Annotated in this window: 15 protein-coding genes and 1 other RNA gene; 15 read left to right on the top strand and 1 reads right to left on the bottom strand. The window is 73.1% G+C overall.

The window, feature by feature from the left end:
• Nucleotides 1–11: 11 nt before the first annotated feature.
• The 4 genes from ftsX (at nt 12) to ssrA (ending at nt 3,204) form a co-directional block, all read left to right on the top strand.
• The gene (gene ftsX / locus IE108_RS11960) at nt 12–929 is read left to right on the top strand and encodes a permease-like cell division protein FtsX (protein WP_064728178.1); all 918 of its coding nucleotides are present in this window, start codon (nt 12–14) and stop codon (nt 927–929) included.
• A gap of 68 nt (nt 930–997) precedes the next feature.
• Nucleotides 998–2,176, top strand: a complete 1,179-nt coding sequence (locus IE108_RS11955) for a S41 family peptidase (RefSeq protein ID WP_189397624.1) — start codon at nt 998–1,000, stop codon at nt 2,174–2,176.
• A 45-nt stretch (nt 2,177–2,221) separates the two neighbouring features.
• Nucleotides 2,222–2,701 carry an SsrA-binding protein SmpB gene (smpB, locus tag IE108_RS11950; protein ID WP_064728176.1) on the top strand — a complete coding sequence of 160 codons (480 nt, stop codon included), beginning with the start codon at nt 2,222–2,224 and terminating at the stop codon, nt 2,699–2,701.
• 104 nt (nt 2,702–2,805) lie between these two features.
• Nucleotides 2,806–3,204: a transfer-messenger RNA gene (gene ssrA, locus IE108_RS11945) on the top strand.
• 61 nt (nt 3,205–3,265) lie between these two features.
• Here ssrA and IE108_RS11940 read toward each other — a convergent pair.
• Nucleotides 3,266–4,570 carry an MFS transporter gene (locus tag IE108_RS11940; protein ID WP_064728175.1) on the bottom strand — a complete coding sequence of 435 codons (1,305 nt, stop codon included), beginning with the start codon at nt 4,568–4,570 and terminating at the stop codon, nt 3,266–3,268.
• 83 nt (nt 4,571–4,653) lie between these two features.
• On the opposite strand from IE108_RS11940, the gene IE108_RS11935 reads away from it, so the two are divergent.
• The 11 genes from IE108_RS11935 (at nt 4,654) to IE108_RS11885 (ending at nt 19,253) form a co-directional block, all read left to right on the top strand.
• A complete protein-coding gene (locus IE108_RS11935) occupies nt 4,654–5,625 on the top strand; it encodes a LysR family transcriptional regulator (RefSeq protein WP_064728174.1) in 972 nt (323 codons plus the stop codon).
• A gap of 301 nt (nt 5,626–5,926) precedes the next feature.
• Nucleotides 5,927–7,018: a hypothetical protein gene (locus tag IE108_RS11930; protein ID WP_064728173.1), complete on the top strand. Its 1,092-nt coding sequence runs from the start codon at nt 5,927–5,929 to the stop codon at nt 7,016–7,018.
• Complete coding sequence (locus tag IE108_RS11925; protein ID WP_064728172.1) at nt 7,018–9,222, top strand: bifunctional polysaccharide deacetylase/glycosyltransferase family 2 protein; 2,205 nt, start codon at nt 7,018–7,020, stop codon at nt 9,220–9,222. Before IE108_RS11930 ends, IE108_RS11925 begins: the two co-directional genes overlap by 1 nt.
• A complete protein-coding gene (locus IE108_RS11920) occupies nt 9,219–10,523 on the top strand; it encodes an acyltransferase family protein (protein WP_079163522.1) in 1,305 nt (434 codons plus the stop codon). The genes IE108_RS11925 and IE108_RS11920 overlap by 4 nt, the downstream gene beginning before the upstream one ends.
• Before the next feature lie 82 nt (nt 10,524–10,605).
• On the top strand, nt 10,606–11,442 hold the full coding sequence (locus IE108_RS11915) for a hypothetical protein (protein WP_064728171.1): 837 nt from the start codon (nt 10,606–10,608) through the stop codon (nt 11,440–11,442).
• Nucleotides 11,443–11,577: 135 nt separating this feature from the next.
• Nucleotides 11,578–12,939, top strand: a complete 1,362-nt coding sequence (locus IE108_RS11910; protein WP_064728170.1) for a nitrate/nitrite transporter — start codon at nt 11,578–11,580, stop codon at nt 12,937–12,939.
• A 108-nt stretch (nt 12,940–13,047) separates the two neighbouring features.
• Nucleotides 13,048–14,202, top strand: coding sequence for a uroporphyrinogen-III synthase (locus IE108_RS11905; RefSeq protein WP_064728169.1), 1,155 nt, complete (start codon nt 13,048–13,050; stop codon nt 14,200–14,202).
• Between the two features lie 502 nt (nt 14,203–14,704).
• The gene (locus IE108_RS11900; protein ID WP_064728168.1) at nt 14,705–15,295 is read left to right on the top strand and encodes a CGNR zinc finger domain-containing protein; all 591 of its coding nucleotides are present in this window, start codon (nt 14,705–14,707) and stop codon (nt 15,293–15,295) included.
• A gap of 184 nt (nt 15,296–15,479) precedes the next feature.
• On the top strand, nt 15,480–16,004 hold the full coding sequence (locus IE108_RS11895; RefSeq protein WP_007450155.1) for a sigma-70 family RNA polymerase sigma factor: 525 nt from the start codon (nt 15,480–15,482) through the stop codon (nt 16,002–16,004).
• 59 nt (nt 16,005–16,063) lie between these two features.
• Nucleotides 16,064–16,849: a zf-HC2 domain-containing protein gene (locus IE108_RS11890; protein WP_064728167.1), complete on the top strand. Its 786-nt coding sequence runs from the start codon at nt 16,064–16,066 to the stop codon at nt 16,847–16,849.
• Nucleotides 16,850–16,931: 82 nt separating this feature from the next.
• Nucleotides 16,932–19,253, top strand: a complete 2,322-nt coding sequence (locus IE108_RS11885) for a HelD family protein (protein ID WP_064728166.1) — start codon at nt 16,932–16,934, stop codon at nt 19,251–19,253.
• Nucleotides 19,254–19,281: the final 28 nt, after the last annotated feature.

Below are 19,281 nucleotides of genomic sequence, written 5' to 3'. Positions count from 1 at the left end.
AACGAGACGCCATGCGCGCCCAGTTCGTGCTCTCGGAGATCGGTGTCGGTCTTCGCCGCAACCTGACGATGACGTTCGCGGTCATCGTCTCCGTCGCCCTGTCCCTGGCCCTGTTCGGCGGTTCGCTGCTGATGAGCGACCAGGTCAACACCATGAAGGGCTACTGGTACGACAAGGTCAACGTCTCGGTCTTCCTCTGCAACAAGAGCGACGCCGAGTCCGACCCCAACTGCGCCAAGGGCGCGGTGACCGCGGACCAGAAGAAGCAGATCATGTCCGACCTCGACGAGATGACGGTCGTCGACAAGGTCACGTACGAGTCGCAGGACGAGGCGTACAAGCACTACAAGGAGCAGTTCGGCGACTCCCCGCTGGCCAGCTCCCTGACGCCCGACCAGATGCAGGAGTCGTACCGGATCAAGCTCAAGGACCCGGAGAAGTACCAGGTCATCGCCACCGCCTTCGACGGCCGGGAGGGCGTGCAGTCCGTGCAGGACCAGAAGGGCATCCTGGACAACCTCTTCGGCCTCCTCAACGGCATGAACTGGGCCGCCCGCGCGGTGATGGCGCTGATGCTGGTCGTCGCCCTCATGCTGATCGTCAACACGGTGCGCGTCTCGGCGTTCAGCCGGCGGCGGGAGACGGGCATCATGCGCCTCGTCGGGGCCTCCGGGTTCTACATCCAGGCGCCGTTCATCATGGAGGCGGCGGTCGCCGGACTCATCGGCGGTGGTGTCGCCTGCGGCTTCCTGGTGGTCGCCAGGTACTTCATCATCGACCACGGACTCGCCCTGTCGGAGAAGCTGAACCTGATCAACTTCATCGGCTGGGACGCCGTGTTGACGAAGCTGCCGCTGATCCTGGCGACCAGCCTGCTGATGCCGGCCTTGGCCGCGTTCTTCGCGTTGCGCAAGTACCTGAAGGTGTGACACATACCAAGAGGGCCGAACGGTCAAGCGACCGTTCGGCCCTCTCGCGTTGTCCTAGACTCACCGGCATGTCAGGTCGTGACCTGTTCTGTCAGCCCCGCCGCGTACGCCACGGGGCCGCTCTGGCCTTGGTGTTCGCCAGTGTGCTCGTCGCGGGCGGGGTCACCGGGTCGCTGCCCGGAACCGGCCCGGAGCCCGAACCGGACGCGGCACGTCCGGCGGCGCCCGCAGGGCGGCACGACGAGGTCGCCAGGGCGGCCGCCGAGGCGCTGGCCGACGGCAAGTCCCCGGAGGAGGCCGCCGAACGCGCGGTCAGCCGCAGCGGGGACCGCTGGGGCGCCGTCTACTCCCACGGCGAGTACGAGGAGTTGGAGGAGGCCCTGGACGGCCGGTACACCGGCGTCGGGCTCTCCGCGCGGCGCGAGAGCGACGGCCGCATCGAGGTGACCGGCGTGCGGACCGGCTCGCCCGCGGCCGACGCCGGGATCCGCGAGGGCGACCGGCTGCGCAGCGTCGACGGCGAGCGGGTCGACGGGCGTCCCGTCACCGAGGTCGTCGCCATACTGCGCGGCGACGCCGAGGAGGAGCCCGCGGGCACCTCCGTCCGGCTGGGCCTGGAGCGCGGCACGCGCGCGTGGAGCGAGACCGTGCGCCGGGCCAGCCTCTCCACGGACCCCGTGACGGTCCGCACCCTCGCCACCGGCGACACCGTGATCAGGGTCCTCTCCTTCAGCAAGGGCGTCGGCGCACAGGTCCGGGACGCCGTGCGGCGGCTGCCGTCCGGCACGGGGGTCGTCCTCGACCTGCGCGGCAACTCCGGCGGCCTGGTCTCCGAGGCGGTCACCGCGGCCTCCGCCTTCCTCGACGGCGGCCTGGTCGCCACGTACGACGTCGACGGCGACCAGCGGGCCCTGCACGCCGAGTCCGGCGGCGAGACCACCAGACCCCTGGTCGCGCTCGTCGACGGCGGCACGATGAGCGCGGCCGAACTGCTCACCGGGGCCCTCCAGGACCGCGGCCGGGCGGTGGTCATCGGCTCCCGCACCTTCGGCAAGGGCTCGGTGCAGATGCCGAGCCGGCTCCCCGGCGGCTCGGTGGCCGAGCTGACCGTGGGGCACTACCGCACCCCGGCCGGCCGCGGCGTCGACGGCAGGGGCATCACACCCGACCTGGAGGTCGACCCGGCGAAGCCGGCCGCCCTGGAACGGGCGCGGACGGTGCTGAGCGGACTGGGGCCGACCGCGTAATCGGCTTTCCGTACGCCCCCTGTGTAGTGCCAAAATGGTTGCACTATGGCTAAGGAAAAAGGGCGCAAGCTGATCGCGCAGAACAAGAAGGCGCGGCACGACTACCAGATCCTCGACACCTACGAGGCGGGCCTCGTCCTGTCCGGGACCGAGGTGAAGTCGCTGCGCCAGGGGCGGGCCTCGCTGGCGGACGGCTTCGTGCAGCTGGACGGACACGAGGCCTGGCTGCACAACGTGCACGTGCCGGAGTACAGCCAGGGCACGTGGACCAACCACAGCGCCCGGCGCAAGCGCAAGCTGCTGCTGCACCGCGTGGAGATCGACAAGCTGGAGTCGAAGTCCCAGGAGACCGGGCACACCATCGTGCCGCTGGCCCTCTACTTCAAGGACGGCCGGGCCAAGGTCGAGATCGCGCTGGCGCGGGGCAAGAAGGAGTACGACAAGCGCCAGACGCTCCGGGAGAAGCAGGACCGGCGCGAGGCGGAGCGCACCATGTCGGCGATCCGCCGCAAGCAGCGGGCCTGACCGCCGGGAATAGGCTGGCACCCTCGTGCGTTGGTCACGTACGATGGCATCCGCACCTCACAGCGGGTGCGGCCCCCTCTCCGGAGGGATTGAAAAATCAACATGGGGATGATCGGTTTCGACAGCGGCTGTCGAAGCAGGGGAAGCGTGTCGAGGAAGCGGCCATGATCTCGTAAACCACAGGCCGAAAAAATAATCGCCAACACCAAGCGCGATTCCTCCCAGCAGGCCTTCGCCCTCGCTGCCTGATCTCAGGTAGCAGAGCGAGCCTCCTACTACGGGAGTGTCAGCCCGGGGCTGTTCCCGACCCGGATCCTGGCATCAGCTAGGGGACTAAACCTTGATCCCGGTCACGGGGTGAAGAGGGAAACCAAACAGTGACTGAGCCCGTCGGAGACTTGTCCGCGTGATCTCCGGGGCTGAGAAAATCGAAGCGGACTGCACACGGAGAAGCCCTGATTCCGCACCGTTGGACGCGGGTTCGATTCCCGCCATCTCCACGTCCCCGAGGGGGCAGGTACTCGCTGACGGCGAGCGCCTGCCCCCTCGTCGTGTCCCCTCCCATCAGGACGCCGCCCGCCGGGCCGGCGGCAGGGCGAGCAGCAGGGCCACCGCCGCCGCCGTCACCGGGATGCCGTAGGCGGCCGCCACCGAGGCGTGCTCCACCGCCCAGCCGCCCGCGGCGCTGCCGCAGGCCATGCCGCCGAGCAGACCCGTCACGGCGAGGGTCATCCCCTCGTTCAGACGCCCCTCGGGGGTGCGCCGCTGGACCAGCGTCATGGTGGTGACCATCGTCGGTGCGGTCGCCATCCCGGCGACCAGCAGGGCGAGCGCCAGCAGCGGCAGGGAGCCGGTGAGGGCCGCCGCGAGCAGCGGCAGCGTCAGCAGGGCCGCCATCACCGCCACGCACCACGGCAGCCGGGCGGCGGCGGATCCGGCCGGCCGCACGGCGCCGTACAGCAGACCGGCCGCGCAGGAGCCGGCCGCCTGGAGCGCGAGGACCACCCCGGCCGCCGCGCGGTGCCCCTGCGCGTCCGCGAAGGCGATGGTGACGACCTCCATGGCACCGAAGATCCCGCCCATGGCCAGGCACCCCGCCAGCAGCGGCGGCATGCCCGGGGCACGCAACGGCGCGCTCGCCGCGGGGCGGGGCCGGGCCGGGGGCTCGGTCGAGCGCTGGGCGGTGAACAGCAGCATGCCGGTCACCAGCAGCACCACGCCGACGAGCGTGCCGGCCTGCGGGAACACCGCCGTGCACAGGAAGGCCGCGAGGACCGGACCGAGCATGAAGCACAGCTCGTCCGCCGCCTGCTCGAAGGAGTTCGCGGTGTGCAGCGCGTCGGCGTCGCCCTTCAGCAGGTGGTTCCAGCGGGCCCGCGCCATGCCGCCGGTGTTGGGGGTCGTCGCGGTCGCGGCGTACGCGGCGAACAGGGTCCAGGCCGGTGCGCCGTACCGCACGCACAGCAGCAGGGCCAGCGAGCCGAGGGCGGCGACCAGGGTGGCGGGCACGGCGACCCGGGCCTGACCGTGCCGGTCCACGAGCCGGGCGGTCCACGGGGCGACGACGGCGGTGGCCGCCAGCCCCGTCGCGGTGACGGCACCCGCCAGGGCGTACGAGCCACGGGTGCCGGCGATCATCACGACCGCGCTGACACTGAACATGCCCATCGGCAGCCGCGCCATCAGGTTCCCGACGGTGAAGGCGCGGGCGTCGGGCGTGGCCAGCAGCCGGCGGTACGGGCCGGGCGGGCGGCCGCCGCGCGGGCGGAGGTCGGCGGCGACCAGGGAGTCGGCGGTGACGGCGAGGAGGGTGCCCCGCGGGGCCGGGGCGGACCGCGGAGCGGGACGTGCGAAGGTGGGTTGCGGCATGTGGACACCGTCGCCCGGGGGCGGCCCGGCGGTCCAACACCTAATCCGTCGCCATTGACGCACTCCTGTTGTAGGTTCCCCGGATGCCCGCACCCGCCCACCTCGACCCCCGCCTCCTGCGCGCCTTCGTCGCCGTCGCCGAGGACCTGCACTTCACCCGCGCCGCCGCCCGGCTGTACGTCGCCCAGCAGGCGCTCAGCCGGGACGTACGGCGCCTGGAACGGGAGCTGGGCGCCGAGCTGTTCGTGCGGACGACCCGGCAGGTGACGCTGACGGCCGACGGCGAGCGGCTGCTGCCGTACGCCCGGCGCGTCCTCGACGCCCAGGACCAGCTCCTCGCCGCCCTGGGGCAGGCCCGCCCGCTGCTGGTCGACCTCAACTCCCCGGGGCTGGTCACCGGCCGCCTGGTGCTGGAACGGGCCCGCGAACTCGCCCCCGGCGAGGAGCTGATGGCGCGCTACGAGAGCGGACTGGCCCACGCCGCCGCCGAGATGGCCGCCGGCCGCATCGACGCGTCCTTCGGCCGCTTCGCGGGCCTGCCCCCGGCCCTGCGCGCCGGGCTCGCCCACCAGCCCGTCCGGTACGAGCCGATGGCGGTCGTGCTGCCCGAGGACCACCCGCTGGCCCGGCTCCCCGAGGTGCCGCTCTCCGCGCTCGCCGGGGAGCGGGTGTACGCCGGGGCCGGGAACCCGCGCACGCCGGAGTGGACGGACCTCGCGCACCGCCTGTTCGAGGGACGGGGCATCGAGGTGGCGCCACCCCTTCCGCTGGCGGTCGGCGTCGAGGAGTTCCGACGGATCATGGACCGGACGCGGCATCCGATCCTGGCCGTGGTGAGCTTTCCGGCCATGGAGTCGACCGTCGTGCGGCCGCTCGTCGATCCGGTGCCGCTGTCTCCGGTCTCACTGGTCTGGAGGAAGGGACTGGTGCGCCCCGCGCTGAACGCCCTGCGCCGGGCGGCGGCGCAGGTCGCGGCTGAGAACGACTGGCTCCGGGCACCCGTCGGGGGATGGATTCCGGCCACCGACAGCGCTGTGATGTCCGTCCACAATTGACACGCGGCAACCACGGATCCTCCGCGTGCGCTACATTCTCTGCCTGAGCACGGTGTGATACAGGGGGCGCTCGAACCTGGTGGGGGCCGGTTCGGCCGACGGGTGCTCGGAGTCGTATGCGCACCCGGAAGTGTCCCGTGGGGGGAAGTGCGCGCGCGTGAAGAACTGGCAAAAAGACGCCCAACCGGAGTGGCCCGAGGTCGAGTCCGGGGTTCGTGATCTCTCGGAGGCAAGACCGGATGCTGACCCCACCGAGGTGTCCCGGCCGACCCGCTCCTTCCCGCCCGCAGGAGAGCCCGCGATGAGCGCGCCGTCCTCCGGCGGGCCCGGGTCCGGCTGGTTCGGCAGCGGCCCCGGCGACCGCGGCCCGCGCCGCCCGGGTGCCGCGGGCGGCAACGGCGAGACGGAGATACTCGGTTCCCGAATAGCCCGGGAGCACCCGGGCTCCGACCCCTTCGGCCGGCCGCCGCGCATCACCTGGGGCAAGCCCGACGCCGCCGCTCCGCCGGGCCCTCCGGGTCCGGCCGCCGCGGCCGTCCCCGCCCCTCCTGTGCCGCTCCTGCGCGACCCCTGGCAGGAGACCCCGGAGGAGGAGGCGAAGGCCGAGGCCCCGGACGCCGCGCACACCCACGACCCGCACGAGGTGACGGTCCAGCTCGACGCCGTCCAGCTCGGCGACGGCGTGCTCCACCGCACCGACGGCGGACACCGCAAGAGCCGTCACGAGCCCTCCGAGGGACCGGTCTTCGTCGACGCCTCCGGCCGCCGCAGCCGCCTCTACCGCCGCCTCGGCATACTCGTCGGCATCGCCTGCGCCGTGTACGCCGTCGTCATCGTCTCCACCCTGATGTCCGGCAACTCCGACGCCCCCTGGATGCCCGTTCCGGGCCAGGAGGAGGGCGCACCCGCCGGGCAGGTCGACACCACCCCGTTGCCCTCGCGGTCCGGGCCGCCCGCCGCCACCGGCACCCCGGAGGCCGGGCCCAGCGCCGCCGGCTCGACCGGTACGCCGGGCGCCGGAGCCCCCGCGCCCGGCACCACCTCCGGCGACACCCCGCGGACCGGCACGAGCACCGGCCCCGGCGCCGGCGAGACCGGCACCGACGAGAAGCCCGCCGGAACCGGATCGACCGCGCCGGGCCCCACGGGTTCCTCGCAGGCGCCGCCGCCCTCCACCACCGGCCCGTCCGCCCCGGCCGGCGGCGGCGACCCCACCACGGTCGACCCGACCGAGCCCACCGGCGGCGCCACCACCGGCTCCGACCCGGGTGAGGGCGGCGCGGGCGTCAACGGGGCGGCCACCCCCCTCGCCGGGGCCGCAGGCACCACCGTCGTCGCCGAACGGGGCGACACCTCCCCGTCCACGCCCCTGTCCCCGGAGACCACCCTCTGATGGCATCCCGCACCCGCCGTCACGGGGCCGCGCGCAGCGCCCGTGCGGTGTCCCGCCGCCGCCTGCCCCTGCGCCTGCTGCTGCCCCTGCTCCTGCTGGTCGCCCTGGCCGCGATGCTCATGCTGCGCGGCTACGTGCACAGCGAGATACTCGCCGACCACCGCGTCCAGGCCCCCGCGCCCACCACGCACGTGCCCGAGAAGATCCTGGAGGGCGGCCCGGTCATCGACGTCCGGGGCGGCCGCACCGAGAGCCTGAGCGTCCCCGACCACCGGCTCGTCCTCACCTTCGACGACGGCCCGGACCCGACCTGGACCCCGAGGGTGCTGGACGTGCTGAAGAAGCACGACGCGCACGCGGTCTTCTTCGTGACCGGCACCATGGCCTCCCGCTACCCGGACCTCGTCCAGCGCATGGTCGACGAGGGCCACGAGGTCGGCCTGCACACCTTCAACCACCCCGACCTCTCCTTCCAGTCCAAGAAGCGCATCGACTGGGAGCTGTCGCAGAACCAGCTGGCGATCACCGGCGCGGCCGGCGTGCGCACCTCGCTCTTCCGCCCGCCCTACTCCTCCTTCGCCGACGCCATGGACGACAAGTCCTGGCCGGTCACCGAGTACATAGGCAGCCGCGGCTACATCACGGTCGTCAACAACACGGACAGCGAGGACTGGAAGAAGCCCGGCGTCGGGGAGATCATCCGCCGGGCCACCCCCGAGGGCGGCAAGGGCGCCATCGTCCTGATGCACGACTCCGGCGGCGACCGCCACCAGACCGTGCAGGCCCTCGACCGGTTCCTGCCCGACCTCAAGGAGAAGGGCTACCGGTTCGCCAACCTCACCGAGGCCCTGGACGCGCCCAGCGCCATGAGCCCGGTCACCGGCGCCGAACTGTGGAAGGGCAAGGCCTGGGTCTTCCTCGTCCAGGCCTCGGAGAAGCTCACCGACGTCCTGGTGGTCGGCCTGGCGATCATCGGCACCCTGGTCATCGGCCGGTTCGTGCTGATGCTGCTGCTCTCCGGCGTCCACGCCCGCCGGGTCCGCCGCAAGGGCTTCGGCTGGGGGCCCGCGGTCACCGGACCGGTGACGGTGCTGGTCCCGGCGTACAACGAGGCCAAGTGCATCGAGAACACGGTCCGTTCGCTCATGGAGAGCGACCACCCGATCGAGATCATCGTCATCGACGACGGCTCCACCGACGGCACCGCCCGCATCGTCGAGGGCCTCGGCCTGCCGGGCGTCCGGGTCATCCGCCAGCTCAACGCGGGCAAGCCCGCCGCCCTCAACCGGGGCCTGGCCAACGCCCGGTACGACATCGTCGTGATGATGGACGGCGACACCGTCTTCGAACCCTCCACCGTCCGCGAACTCGTCCAGCCCTTCGGCGACCCGAGGGTGGGCGCCGTGGCGGGCAACGCGAAGGTCGGCAACAAGGACAGCCTCATCGGCGCCTGGCAGCACATCGAGTACGTGATGGGCTTCAACCTGGACCGCAGGATGTACGACATCCTCGGCTGCATGCCGACCATCCCCGGAGCCGTCGGCGCCTTCCGCCGCTCCGCCCTCGCGCCCATCGGCGGCATGAGCGACGACACGCTCGCCGAGGACACCGACGTCACCATGGCGCTGCACCGGGCCGGCTGGCGCGTGGTCTACGCCGAGAACGCCCGCGCCTGGACCGAGGCCCCGGAGTCCGTCAGCCAGCTGTGGTCCCAGCGCTACCGCTGGTCGTACGGCACCATGCAGGCCATCTGGAAGCACCGCCGCGCGGTGATCGAGAAGGGCCCGTCCGGCCGCTTCGGCCGCGTGGGCCTGCCCTTCGTCTCCCTCTTCATGGTGCTGGCCCCGCTGCTCGCCCCGCTGATCGACGTGTTCCTGCTCTACGGCATCGTCTTCGGCCCGACGCAGAAGACGATCGTCGCCTGGCTGGGCGTCCTGGCCATCCAGGCGGTCTGCGCGGCCTACGCCTTCCGGCTGGACCGGGAGCGGCTGACCCCGCTCATCTCGCTGCCGCTCCAGCAGATCCTCTACCGCCAGATCATGTACGTGGTGCTGCTCCAGTCCTGGATCACCGCCCTCACCGGCGGCCGGCTGCGCTGGCAGAAGCTGCGCCGCAGCGGCGGCGTGTCCGCGCCGCCCGGCGGCGGGGCCCCCGGCGTACCCGCCCCGCGCTCCCGCGCCATGGACGGGAGGCCGGTCGGATGACCACCCCGCCCTACGACCCGGCTCCGTTCCTCGACGACCCGACCGCCCCGCCCCGGAAAGCCCCGTACGTGACCGCACCGCCCCCCTACGCGCCCGTCGGCGCGGACGCCGCCCCGCCGGTGATGCCCCAGCAGAAGCAGGCCCGGCGGGGGCCCGTCCGGGACCGCTACTTCGACCTGCTGCGGGCCGTGGCGCTCTTCCGCGTGGTGCTCTACCACCTGACGGGCTGGGCGTGGCTGCCCGTGGTCTTCCCGTCCATGGGCGTGATGTTCGCCCTGGCCGGCAACCTGATGGCCCGCTCCCTCAAGCGCCCCGCCGTGCAGGTCGTCCGCGGCCGCATGCGCCGCCTGCTGCCGCCGCTGTGGCTGCTCGGCGCCGTCGGCGTGACCGGCATGCTGCTCCAGGGCTGGGGGCCGAACGACGACGGGCACCCCGGCTGGTGGTGGCTCCACCTCACCTTCTGGATCCTGCCGCTGAGCGACCCGCCGTACGCCGAGGGGCTGTCCGGCATTCACGGGCTGCTGGGCGACAACTGGGCCTCGGACCTCGCCGGACCGCTCTGGTACATCCGCGCCTACCTCTGGTACGTCCTGCTCTCCCCGCTGCTGCTGCGCGCGCTGCGTGCCCTGCCCTGGCCGACGATCCTGGCGCCGATCGCGCTCTCGGCCGCCTTCCAGTTCGGCTACCTGGAACTGCCGGGCGAGCGGATCCCCTCCGCCCTCACCGACTTCAGCACCTTCGGCGCCTGCTGGATCCTGGGCATGGCCCACCAGGAGGGCGTCCTGAAGCGGCTCCCGCGCTACGTCGTCCCGTCGGTCGCCCCGCTGATCGGTGCGCTCGGCCTCTGGTACGCCTTCGGGGAGGGCTTCAAGACCGGGTACGACCTGGACTCCATCCCCTTCGCCCAGGCCGTCTGGTCCTTCGCGACGGTGCTGCTGCTCCTGCACGTCAGCCCGTCCTGGTCCGAGTGGCCGCGCCGGCTGCGCCGCTGGGACCGGGTGGTCACCCTGCTCAACTCCCGGGCGGTGACGATCTACCTGTGGCACAACGTGTGCATCCTGATCGCCGCCACCATCTGGGACCAGCTCTGGGGCTTCGACGTCATGTACGAGCACTTCACCTGGCTTCTGGAGAGCCCCTGGCCGGTCCTGGTCCTCGCCTGGCTGCTGATCGGCAGCTGCGTCGTCTGGTTCGGCTGGATGGAGGACGTGGCCGCCAAGCGCAAGCCGCAACTCTGGCCGGACGGTGGAGGGAAGGCGGCGCGCGGGCGGCCGAGGTCACGGGCGGCCCACCGGGGCTGACGGCCGCCATGGCGGCGTGCGAGACTGCCCCGGTTGCGCAAGTGAACAGAGTGGCGTGAGCCGGTCAGGGGGAGCAGGCCCGATGAGCAAGCGGCAGACGCAGAAGATGCTGCGGTTGATGGCGAGCGGCGAACCGGTCCAGCTCACCAGTCCGATGGCGTCCGTGAAGAAACTCGCCAGGCTCGCCTTCGTGGCCCAGCAGTTCGGTTACGAGTACGCCGACGTCCGCCAGGGCGGCGGGACCAACGGCTCGCTCACGATGCTGCTCGTGCCCGACCCGAGTCCGCAGGCCCGCGCCCGCGCCGCGCAGAACTGGGCGCAGTACCCGAACGCGGGCGACGGGGTCTCGGTGCCGCCGCTCGTCCCCGACGCCTTCGAACTCCTCAAGGCCCGCATCAACTTCGACCTCACCGGCAAGAGCGCCGAGAAACGGATGGGATACGGCGCGCTCGGCGTCACCGTCGGCTGCGTGGTCCTGGCCTACCGCGCGGGCGGCTCCTCCGACGACTTCGAGGTGGCCGCGGTGGTCTGGCTGCTCGTCCTGGCCCTGCTGGGCGTGGGCTTCCTGATCACCCGCAGGCGCAACGCGAAGTTCGCGGCCCGGCTGGCGGCCGCCGGGTTCGCACCCGTGGCCGACGAGACCGGCCGCGTGCGCTACCTGCCGCCCGGCGGCTACGGCACGCCCGGCGGCTACGGCACGCCGGCCCCCGTCCAGTACGCCCAGCCCCAGCAGCAGGCGTACCCCCAGCACCAGCCGTACGCGCCGCAGCCGCAGGCGTATCCCCAGCAGGCGTACGCGCCGCAGCCGCAGCCGTACCACCAGCAGGCGTACGCGCCCCCGCAGCAGCCGTACGCCCCCCAGCCCCACCCCCACCCGCAGCAGAACCCCCACTGGCAGCCCCGGAACCCCCAGGGCTGACCGGCGCGACCTCTCATCCGGCGTCGGTGCCGGGTGAGAGCGACGTTCCCTCGCGGTCATCCGCAGCCCCACCGGCCCGAAACGCGTCCTGCCTACCTTCGGGGCGACCGAGCTGTGGAGCACCGTGGAGGCGTCATGACTTTCCCAGGCGGCCGCTGGATCGAGTACTGGGATCCGGAGAACGAGACCTTCTGGAAGGAGACGGGGGAGCGGACCGCCCGGCGGAACCTGTTCTTCTCCGTGCTCTCCGAGCACATCGGGTTCTCCGTCTGGACGCTCTGGTCCGTGCTGGTGCTCTTCATGGGCCCGGAGTACGGGCTGAGCCCCGCCGACAAGTTCCTGCTGACGTCCGTGGTCACCCTCGTCGGCGCCGTGGTGCGGGTGCCCTACACCTTCGCCGTCGCCGTCTTCGGCGGGCGGAACTGGACCGTCGTCTCCGCCGGGCTCCTGCTCGTGCCGACCGTCGCGGCCTTCGCGGTGATGGAGCCGGGGACCTCCTTCTCGACCTTCCTGCTGGTCGGGCTGCTGGCCGGTATCGGCGGCGGCAACTTCGCCTCCTCGATGACCAACATCAACGCCTTCTTCCCGCTGCGCAGCAAGGGCTGGGCGCTCGGACTCAACGCCGGCGGCGGGAACATCGGCGTGCCGGTGATCCAGCTGGCCGCGCTCGCGATCATCGGGGCGAGCGGCGGGCCCCGGGTGCTGCTCGGCGTCTACATCCCGCTGATCCTGGTGGCCGCCGTCCTGGCCGCCTGCTTCATGGACAACCTCGCCTCGGTGAAGAACGACACCGGGGCCGCCAAGGACGCCGCCCGGGAGGCGCACACCTGGATCATGGCGCTGCTGTACATCGGGACGTTCGGCTCCTTCATCGGGTACAGCTTCGCCTTCGGGCAGGTGCTCCAGACCCAGTTCGGGCGGACCCCGCTCCAGGCGGCCTACCTGACCTTCGTCGGCCCGCTGCTCGGCTCCCTGATCCGGCCGCTGGGCGGCAGGCTCGCCGACCGGTACGGGGGCGCCCGGATCACCCTGTGGAACTTCGTCGCGATGGCCGCCGCCACCGCCGTCCTCGTCGCGGCCAGCATGGCGAAGTCCCTCGGGCTGTTCACCGCCGTCTTCGTCGTCCTGTTCGTGCTCAGCGGGCTCGGCAACGGCTCGACGTTCAAGATGATCCCCGGGATCTTCCAGAACAAGGCCCTGGGCAGGGGGCTGACGGGCGAGGCGGCGGTGGCGTACGGGCGGCGGCTCTCCGGTGCCTCCATGGGGCTGATCGGCGCCGTGGGCGCGCTCGGCGGCGTCGCCATCAACCTCGCCTTCCGCCAGTCCTTCCTCTCCTCCGGCTCGGGCACCGGCGCCTTCGTGGCCTTCCTCGCCTTCTACGCGGTGTGTTTCGCGGTCACATGGGCGGTATACCTTCGCCGCCCGGCGCCGCAGGTGCCGGAGGGCACGGCGGGGCAGGCGGAACCGAAGCCCCAGCTCAACTACGCCGAGGTGTGACGTAACACTGGGGACATGAGGCCGAACCGAGCCCGTCACGCACCGTTGGCAGGCTCGGGCCGGCACGCGAGTACGCACATGGGCGTGAGGATCGGAGCGCGGCGAGCGATGGACGACGAACAGCAGCGACCTGACCACGGCCCGCTGGCCGGATTCACCGTCGGCGTGACCGCCGCCCGCCGGGCCGACGAACTGGGCGCCCTGCTCCAGCGGCGCGGTGCCGCCGTCCAGCACGCACCGGCGCTGCGGATCGTGCCGCTCGCCGACGACAGCGAGCTGATGGCCGCGACCAAGCAGCTCATCGACCAGGCACCGGACGTCGTCGTCGCCACCACCGCCATCGGGTTCCGCGGCTGGGTCGAGGCCGCCGACGGCTGGGGGCTCGGCGACGCCCTGCTGGAGCGGCTGGGCGCCGTCGAGCTGCTGGCGCGCGGACCGAAGGTCAAGGGCGCGGTGCGGGCCGCGGGGCTGACGGAGCGGTGGTCGCCGTCGTCGGAGTCCATGGCGGAGGTGCTCGACCGGCTCCTGGAGGAGGGCGTCGACGGCCGCCGCATCGCCGTACAGCTGCACGGCGAGCCGCTGCCGGGGTTCGTGGAGGCGCTGCGGGAGGGCGGCGCGGAGGTGGTCGGCGTGCCCGTGTACCGGTGGCTGCCGCCGGAGGACCTCGGCCCCGTGGACCGCTTGCTGGACGCCACCGTGTCACGGGGCGTGGACGCCGTGACGTTCACCAGCGCGCCCGCCGCCGCGTCGCTGCTGGGGCGCGCCGAGGAGCGCGGTCTGCTGCCGGAGCTGCTGGCCGCGTTCGGGCACGGCGTGCTGCCGGCCTGCGTCGGACCGGTCACCGCGGTGCCGCTCCAGGCGCACGGCGTCGAGACGGTCCAACCCGAGCGCTTCCGGCTGGGGCCGCTCGTGCAGGTGCTGTGCCGGGAACTCCCGGCGCGGGCCCGTGCCCTGCCGGTCGCCGGGTTCCGGCTGGAGATCCGCGGGCACGCGGTGCTCGTCGACGGGGAGCTGCGGACCGTACCGCCCGCCGGCATGTCCCTGCTGCGGACGCTGGCCCGGCGGCCGGGCTGGGTGGTCTCCCGCGCGGACCTCCTGCGCGCCCTGCCGGGCGCCGGACGCGACGAACACGCCGTCGAGACGGCCATGGCCCGCCTGCGCACGTCGCTCGGCGCCCCCAAGCTCATCCAGACGGTGGTCAAACGCGGCTACCGCCTCGCCCTGGACCCGGCCACGGACGCCAAGTACACGACGGACGCGTGAGGGCCGGCGGCACGGAAGCGTTGGGCCGGGCGTCGCGGCGCCCCGCCAGGGGTGGGCCAGGCGTGCCTGCTGAGGCCCACGGCCGGGTGGGCGCGGCCACAGCCGTATGACGGACCCTGCCGACGGGCCGAGATGACGACGGCAGGGCTTCGAGCGGCACCCCGGCGCGGTACCGCGTGGCGGGTGCGGCCAGCGGGCTCTGCGGTCTTGGGGGCGAGGCGAGTGCGGCCGGTCGCGGCGGCGTGGCGAGTGCGGCGGGTCTTGGCGGCGAGACGCGTACGGCCGGTCGTGGCGCGGGGCGTGTGGGGCCGGGGGTGCGGTCGGAGAGCCTCGCGGGGGACGATCGCGGTCCCGTGCGCGGGAGCGCGGACGCGCCTCCGTTCGGGGGCGGTACGAGGGGTTCCGGGCGCGGGTGCGGGCAGGCACTGTAGAGGGAGCGGTCCACCTGCTCCCCCTCCCAGCCCGGACCCCGGCGGGGCCACCTCCAGGCGGTGACAGGAACATGGCAATGAGCACGGCCACCGACCCCCACGAGCTGCGCTTCGACACCGGGCGGATCTGCCTGGACCTCATCGCCACCACCCACCCCGTCGAACGCCTCGGCTCCGTGGTCGTGCTGCGCGCCTGGATCGCCGGCTCCGGCCTCGTCCCGCCCGGCACCCCGCTGGCCCACGCCGACGCCGGCTGGCTGACCGCCTTCCGCGAACTGCGCCGCGAGACCGCCCGGTTGGTGCGCGTCCGCCCGGCACCCCGCACCCGGCGGTACGACCTGGCGCTGGCCCGCGTCAACGACCTGGCGCTCGCCGCGCCCCCGGCCCCGCGCGCGGTGCACGGCGAGGACGGCGCGCTGACCCGCGAACTGACCGGCCCGCCGCAGTGCGCGGCGCTGCTCGGCGCCCTCGCCCGGGACGCCGTCGAACTGCTCACCGACCCGGTCGCGCGGGCCGGTCTGCGCCAGTGCGAGGGCGACAACTGCCCGATCCTCTACGTGGACACCTCCCGCGGGCACCGCAGGCGCTGGTGCTCCAGCGAGGTCTGCGGCAACCGCGAACGGGTCGCCCGGCACCGCCGTCGCGCCGCCCTCGCCCGATAAGTACACCCACGCCCCCTTCGTCACACCGCCCCGGGAAAACTCTCATCTCTCTTTGAACACGCCGCACTTCGCGTCCGTACCGAATGGGCGAGCGACCGACTGGGGGAACCCCCGGACATCGGAGGTGGGCGTGCGCAAGGATTCCGTCGTGGCCAATGAACGTGGTGCGAGGGCCCGACATCGCATGTCCCAATCGTCCTCGGAACCCGACGAGGAGCTGATGCGCGCGCTCTACCGCGAGCACGCCGGCCCCTTGCTGGCCTATGTGCTGAGGCTGGTCGCGGGGGACCGCCAGCGCGCCGAGGACGTCGTCCAGGAGACGCTCATCCGTGCCTGGAAGAACGCCGGTCAGCTCAACCGTGCGACCGGATCGGTACGCCCCTGGCTGGTGACGGTCGCCCGGCGCATCGTCATCGACGGTCACCGCAGCCGGCAGGCCCGGCCGCAGGAGGTCGATCCGTCGCCGCTGGAGGTCATCCCCGCGGAGGACGAGATCGACAAGGCGCTGTGGCTGATGACGCTGTCGGACGCGCTCGACGACCTGACCCCGGCTCACCGTGAGGTCCTCGTCGAGACGTACTTCAAGGGGCGTACCGTCAATGAGGCGGCGCAGACACTGGGCATACCCAGCGGCACCGTGCGCTCCCGGGTGTTCTACGCCCTGCGTTCGATGAAGCTGGCACTGGAGGAGCGGGGGGTGACGGCGTGATGAGCGGGTACGGGGGAGTTCAGGGGTTCGGTCCGGGGGATACGGGTAATTCTGTCCCCATGCAGGGATCACCGGTGCCGAACGAACACGAGACCGTCGGCGCCTACGCCCTCGGAATCCTCGACGACGCCGAGGCAACCGCTTTCGAGGCCCACCTCGCCACCTGCGAGTGGTGCGCCCAGCAGCTCGACGAGCTGGCCGGGATGGAACCGATGATGGCCGCCCTCGCCGATCTGCCCGGCGCCGGTACGCCGGCCATCGCCGAGTCGCTCGCCGCGAAACCGAGCCCCCGGCTGTCGGAGAAGCTGGTCGACGAGGTCGCCGAGCGCCGCGCCAGCAAGCGCCGGCGCAACTTCTACCTGGTGGGCACCGCCGCCGCGCTGATCATCGGCGGCCCGTTCGCCGCCGTGGCCACCACGGGCGGCGGCGGTGGCGACGACGGGGGCGGACGCAGGACCGAGGCCTCCCAGGAGCAGACCGGCAGCCCCGCCGAGTCCGCCTTCGCCGCCATGCCCGACCGGGTCACCGCCACCGATCCGGCCACCGAGGTCAGCGCCACCGTGGCCCTGGAGAAGAAGGCCTGGGGCACCGAGGCGGTCCTGGAGCTGAAGAACGTCAAGGGGCCCGAGAAGTGCTCCCTGGTCGCCGTCGGCAAGAACGGCGAGCGCGAGACGCTCAGCTCCTGGACGGTCCCCGACTGGGGGTACGGCATCCCGGACGCCACCACGGAGAAGGCCAAGAAGCCGCTCTACGTGCACGGCGGCGCCGCCTTCGAACCCAACCAGATCGACCACTTCGAGGTCATGACCTTCGACGGCGAACGGCTGGTCGAGGTGGACGCGTAGGCCCGTTCCCAGGCGTGCCGTGGCTTCCGGGCCCCCCTTCGCGTACCTTTGACGGCTGCCCAGCACGTCAGAAGGGGGCCCGGTGGCCGCACAGGCTCAACAGGATTCAGCGGTCGGCTCGGCGCACGACCCCGTGCGCGAGGACTCGGTACGGGACCGAGAGATCGGCGTGGAACAGGCGCACCTCGACCGGGTGTACCGCCGACTCGAGGAGAAGATCCACGAGGCCGAGTTCCTCATGCACGACGCCGCCCAGCGCGGCCACGTCGGCACACCCGGCGCGCTCGCCGAGCGCGACGCGCAGGTCTTCCGGGCCGGCATCCACCTCAACCGCCTGAACAACGAGTTCGAGGACTTCCTGTTCGGCCGCATCGACCTGCTCCTCGGCAAGGACGGCAGGAAGGGCCCGGACGGCGCGTACACGGCGGTCGAGCCCGCCGAGGGCGCCCTCGGGCCCGACAACACGGCCGACATCGCCGAGACCCTCCACATCGGCCGCATCGGCGTCCTGGACGAGGAGTACGCCCCGCTGGTCATCGACTGGCGGGCGCCCGCCGCGGCCCCGTTCTACCGGTCCACGCCGGTCGACCCGGGCCGGGTCGTGCGCCGCCGGGTGATCCGCTCCAAGGGGCGGCGCGTGCTCGGCGTCGAGGACGACCTCATGCGGCCCGAGATCACCGCCCGCCTGGACGGCGAGGAACTGGCCGTGGTGGGCGACGGTGCCCTGATGGCCGCGCTCGGCCAGGCCCGCACCCACACGATGCGGGACATCGTGGCCTCCATCCAGGCCGAGCAGGACCGCGTGATCCGCGCCCCCGCCGCCTCCGTGACCTACGTCGAGGGCGGCCCCGGCACCGGCAAGACCGCCGTCGCCCTGCACCGCGCGGCCTACCTGCTCTACCAGGACCGGCGACGGTACGCGGGCGGCATCCTGATCGTCTCGCCGACCCCGCTCCTGGTGGCGTACACCGAGGGCGTGCTGCCGTCCCTCGGCGAGGAGGGCCAGGTCGCCATCCGCGCGATCGGCTCCCTGGCCGACGACGCGGCGCCCGCCGGGGCCACGCTGTACGACTCGCCGGCCACCGCCCGCGTCAAGGGCTCCTCCCGCATGCTCCGGGTGCTGCGCCGGGCCGCGCGCGGCGCGCTGGAGCCGGCCGACTCGCCGACCCTGCTGAGGGTCGTCGCGTTCAACCGCCGCCTCGAACTGGAGGCCGGGGAGCTGGCCGGCATCCGCCGCACCGTCCTCGGCGGCACTGCCCCCGTCAACCTGCTGCGGCCGCGCGCCCGCCGGCTGCTCCTCGACGCCCTGTGGGAGAAGTCCGGCGCCGGCACCCGGCACAGCGACCCGGAGCTCGCCGCCGAGCTGCGGTCCTCCTTCGACGAGGACGTCAGCTCGGAGGACTCCTTCACCGGCTTCCTGGACGCCTGGTGGCCGGAGCTGACCCCCGGCGCCGTGCTCGCGGCCATGGCGGACGAGCGGCGCCTCGGCCGCTGGGCCCGCCGCGTCCTGAACCCGGGCGAGGTCCGCAAGGTGGCCCGTTCGCTGCGCCGCGAGGGCCACTCCGTGCACGACGTCGCCCTGCTCGACGAACTCCAGGCGATCGTCGGCACCCCGGCCCGCCCCCGCAAGCGGCGCGAGGCGGACCCGCTGGACCAGCTCACCGGTCTGGAGGAGCTGATGCCCCAGCGCGAGGAGACCCAGTGGGAGCGCGCCGAGCGGCTGGCGCAGGAGCGCACCGAGTACGCCCACGTCATCGTCGACGAGGCGCAGGACCTCACCCCGATGCAGTGGCGGATGGTGGGCCGCCGCGGCCGGCACGCCACCTGGACCGTCGTGGGCGATCCGGCCCAGTCCTCCTGGTCCGACCCGGACGAGGCGGCCGAGGCCCGCGACGAGGCCCTGGGCACGCGCCCGCGCCGCCGCTTCGAGCTGACCGTGAACTACCGCAACCCGGCGGAGATCGCCGAGCTGGCGGCCAGGGTGCTCGCCCTCGCCCTGCCGGGCGCCACCTCGCCGTCGGCGGTGCGTTCGACCGGCGTGGAGCCGCGCTTCGTCGCCGCGGAGGCCTCCCTCGGCGGCACGGTCCGCGCCGAGGCCGCCCGGCTGCTCGGCCTCGTGGACGGCACCGTCGGCGTCGTGGTCGCCATGAACCGGCGCGAGGAGGCCCGGCGCCTGCTGGCCGGCCTCGGCGACCGGGTCGTGGCGCTGGGCAGCCTGGAGGCGAAGGGGCTCGAGTACGACGCGACGGTCGTCGTCTCCCCGGCCGAGATCGCCGACGAGTCGCCCGCCGGGCTGCGGGTGCTGTACGTCGCCCTGACCCGGGCCACCCAGCAGCTCACGGTGGTCTCGGGCGAGCGCGACGAGCCGGACGCCCGCGGGGTGCCGGACCTGCTGCGCGACTGAGGCGGAGAGACGCACGAGAGCCCCGCAC

Origin of the sequence: Streptomyces parvulus, assembly GCF_014648855.1 — a bacterium.
Classification (GTDB): Bacteria; Actinomycetota; Actinomycetes; order Streptomycetales; family Streptomycetaceae; genus Streptomyces; species Streptomyces parvulus.
The sequence above is the reverse complement of the archived record's forward strand: the minus strand, read 5'-3'. Positions and strand labels throughout refer to the sequence as shown.

Excerpts from the sequence above, each read along its gene's own strand:
- ftsX (WP_064728178.1), top strand. The coding sequence starts at position 12 with ATGCGCGCCCAGTTCGTGCTCTCGGAGATCGGTGTCGGTCTTCGCCGC.
- IE108_RS11955 (WP_189397624.1), top strand. The coding sequence starts at position 998 with ATGTCAGGTCGTGACCTGTTCTGTCAGCCCCGCCGCGTACGCCACGGG.
- smpB (WP_064728176.1), top strand. The coding sequence starts at position 2,222 with ATGGCTAAGGAAAAAGGGCGCAAGCTGATCGCGCAGAACAAGAAGGCG.
- IE108_RS11940 (WP_064728175.1), bottom strand. The coding sequence starts at position 4,570 with ATGCCGCAACCCACCTTCGCACGTCCCGCTCCGCGGTCCGCCCCGGCC.
- IE108_RS11935 (WP_064728174.1), top strand. The coding sequence starts at position 4,654 with ATGCCCGCACCCGCCCACCTCGACCCCCGCCTCCTGCGCGCCTTCGTC.
- IE108_RS11930 (WP_064728173.1), top strand. The coding sequence starts at position 5,927 with ATGAGCGCGCCGTCCTCCGGCGGGCCCGGGTCCGGCTGGTTCGGCAGC.
- IE108_RS11925 (WP_064728172.1), top strand. The coding sequence starts at position 7,018 with ATGGCATCCCGCACCCGCCGTCACGGGGCCGCGCGCAGCGCCCGTGCG.
- IE108_RS11920 (WP_079163522.1), top strand. The coding sequence starts at position 9,219 with ATGACCACCCCGCCCTACGACCCGGCTCCGTTCCTCGACGACCCGACC.
- IE108_RS11915 (WP_064728171.1), top strand. The coding sequence starts at position 10,606 with ATGAGCAAGCGGCAGACGCAGAAGATGCTGCGGTTGATGGCGAGCGGC.
- IE108_RS11910 (WP_064728170.1), top strand. The coding sequence starts at position 11,578 with ATGACTTTCCCAGGCGGCCGCTGGATCGAGTACTGGGATCCGGAGAAC.
- IE108_RS11905 (WP_064728169.1), top strand. The coding sequence starts at position 13,048 with ATGGACGACGAACAGCAGCGACCTGACCACGGCCCGCTGGCCGGATTC.
- IE108_RS11900 (WP_064728168.1), top strand. The coding sequence starts at position 14,705 with ATGGCAATGAGCACGGCCACCGACCCCCACGAGCTGCGCTTCGACACC.
- IE108_RS11895 (WP_007450155.1), top strand. The coding sequence starts at position 15,480 with ATGTCCCAATCGTCCTCGGAACCCGACGAGGAGCTGATGCGCGCGCTC.
- IE108_RS11890 (WP_064728167.1), top strand. The coding sequence starts at position 16,064 with ATGCAGGGATCACCGGTGCCGAACGAACACGAGACCGTCGGCGCCTAC.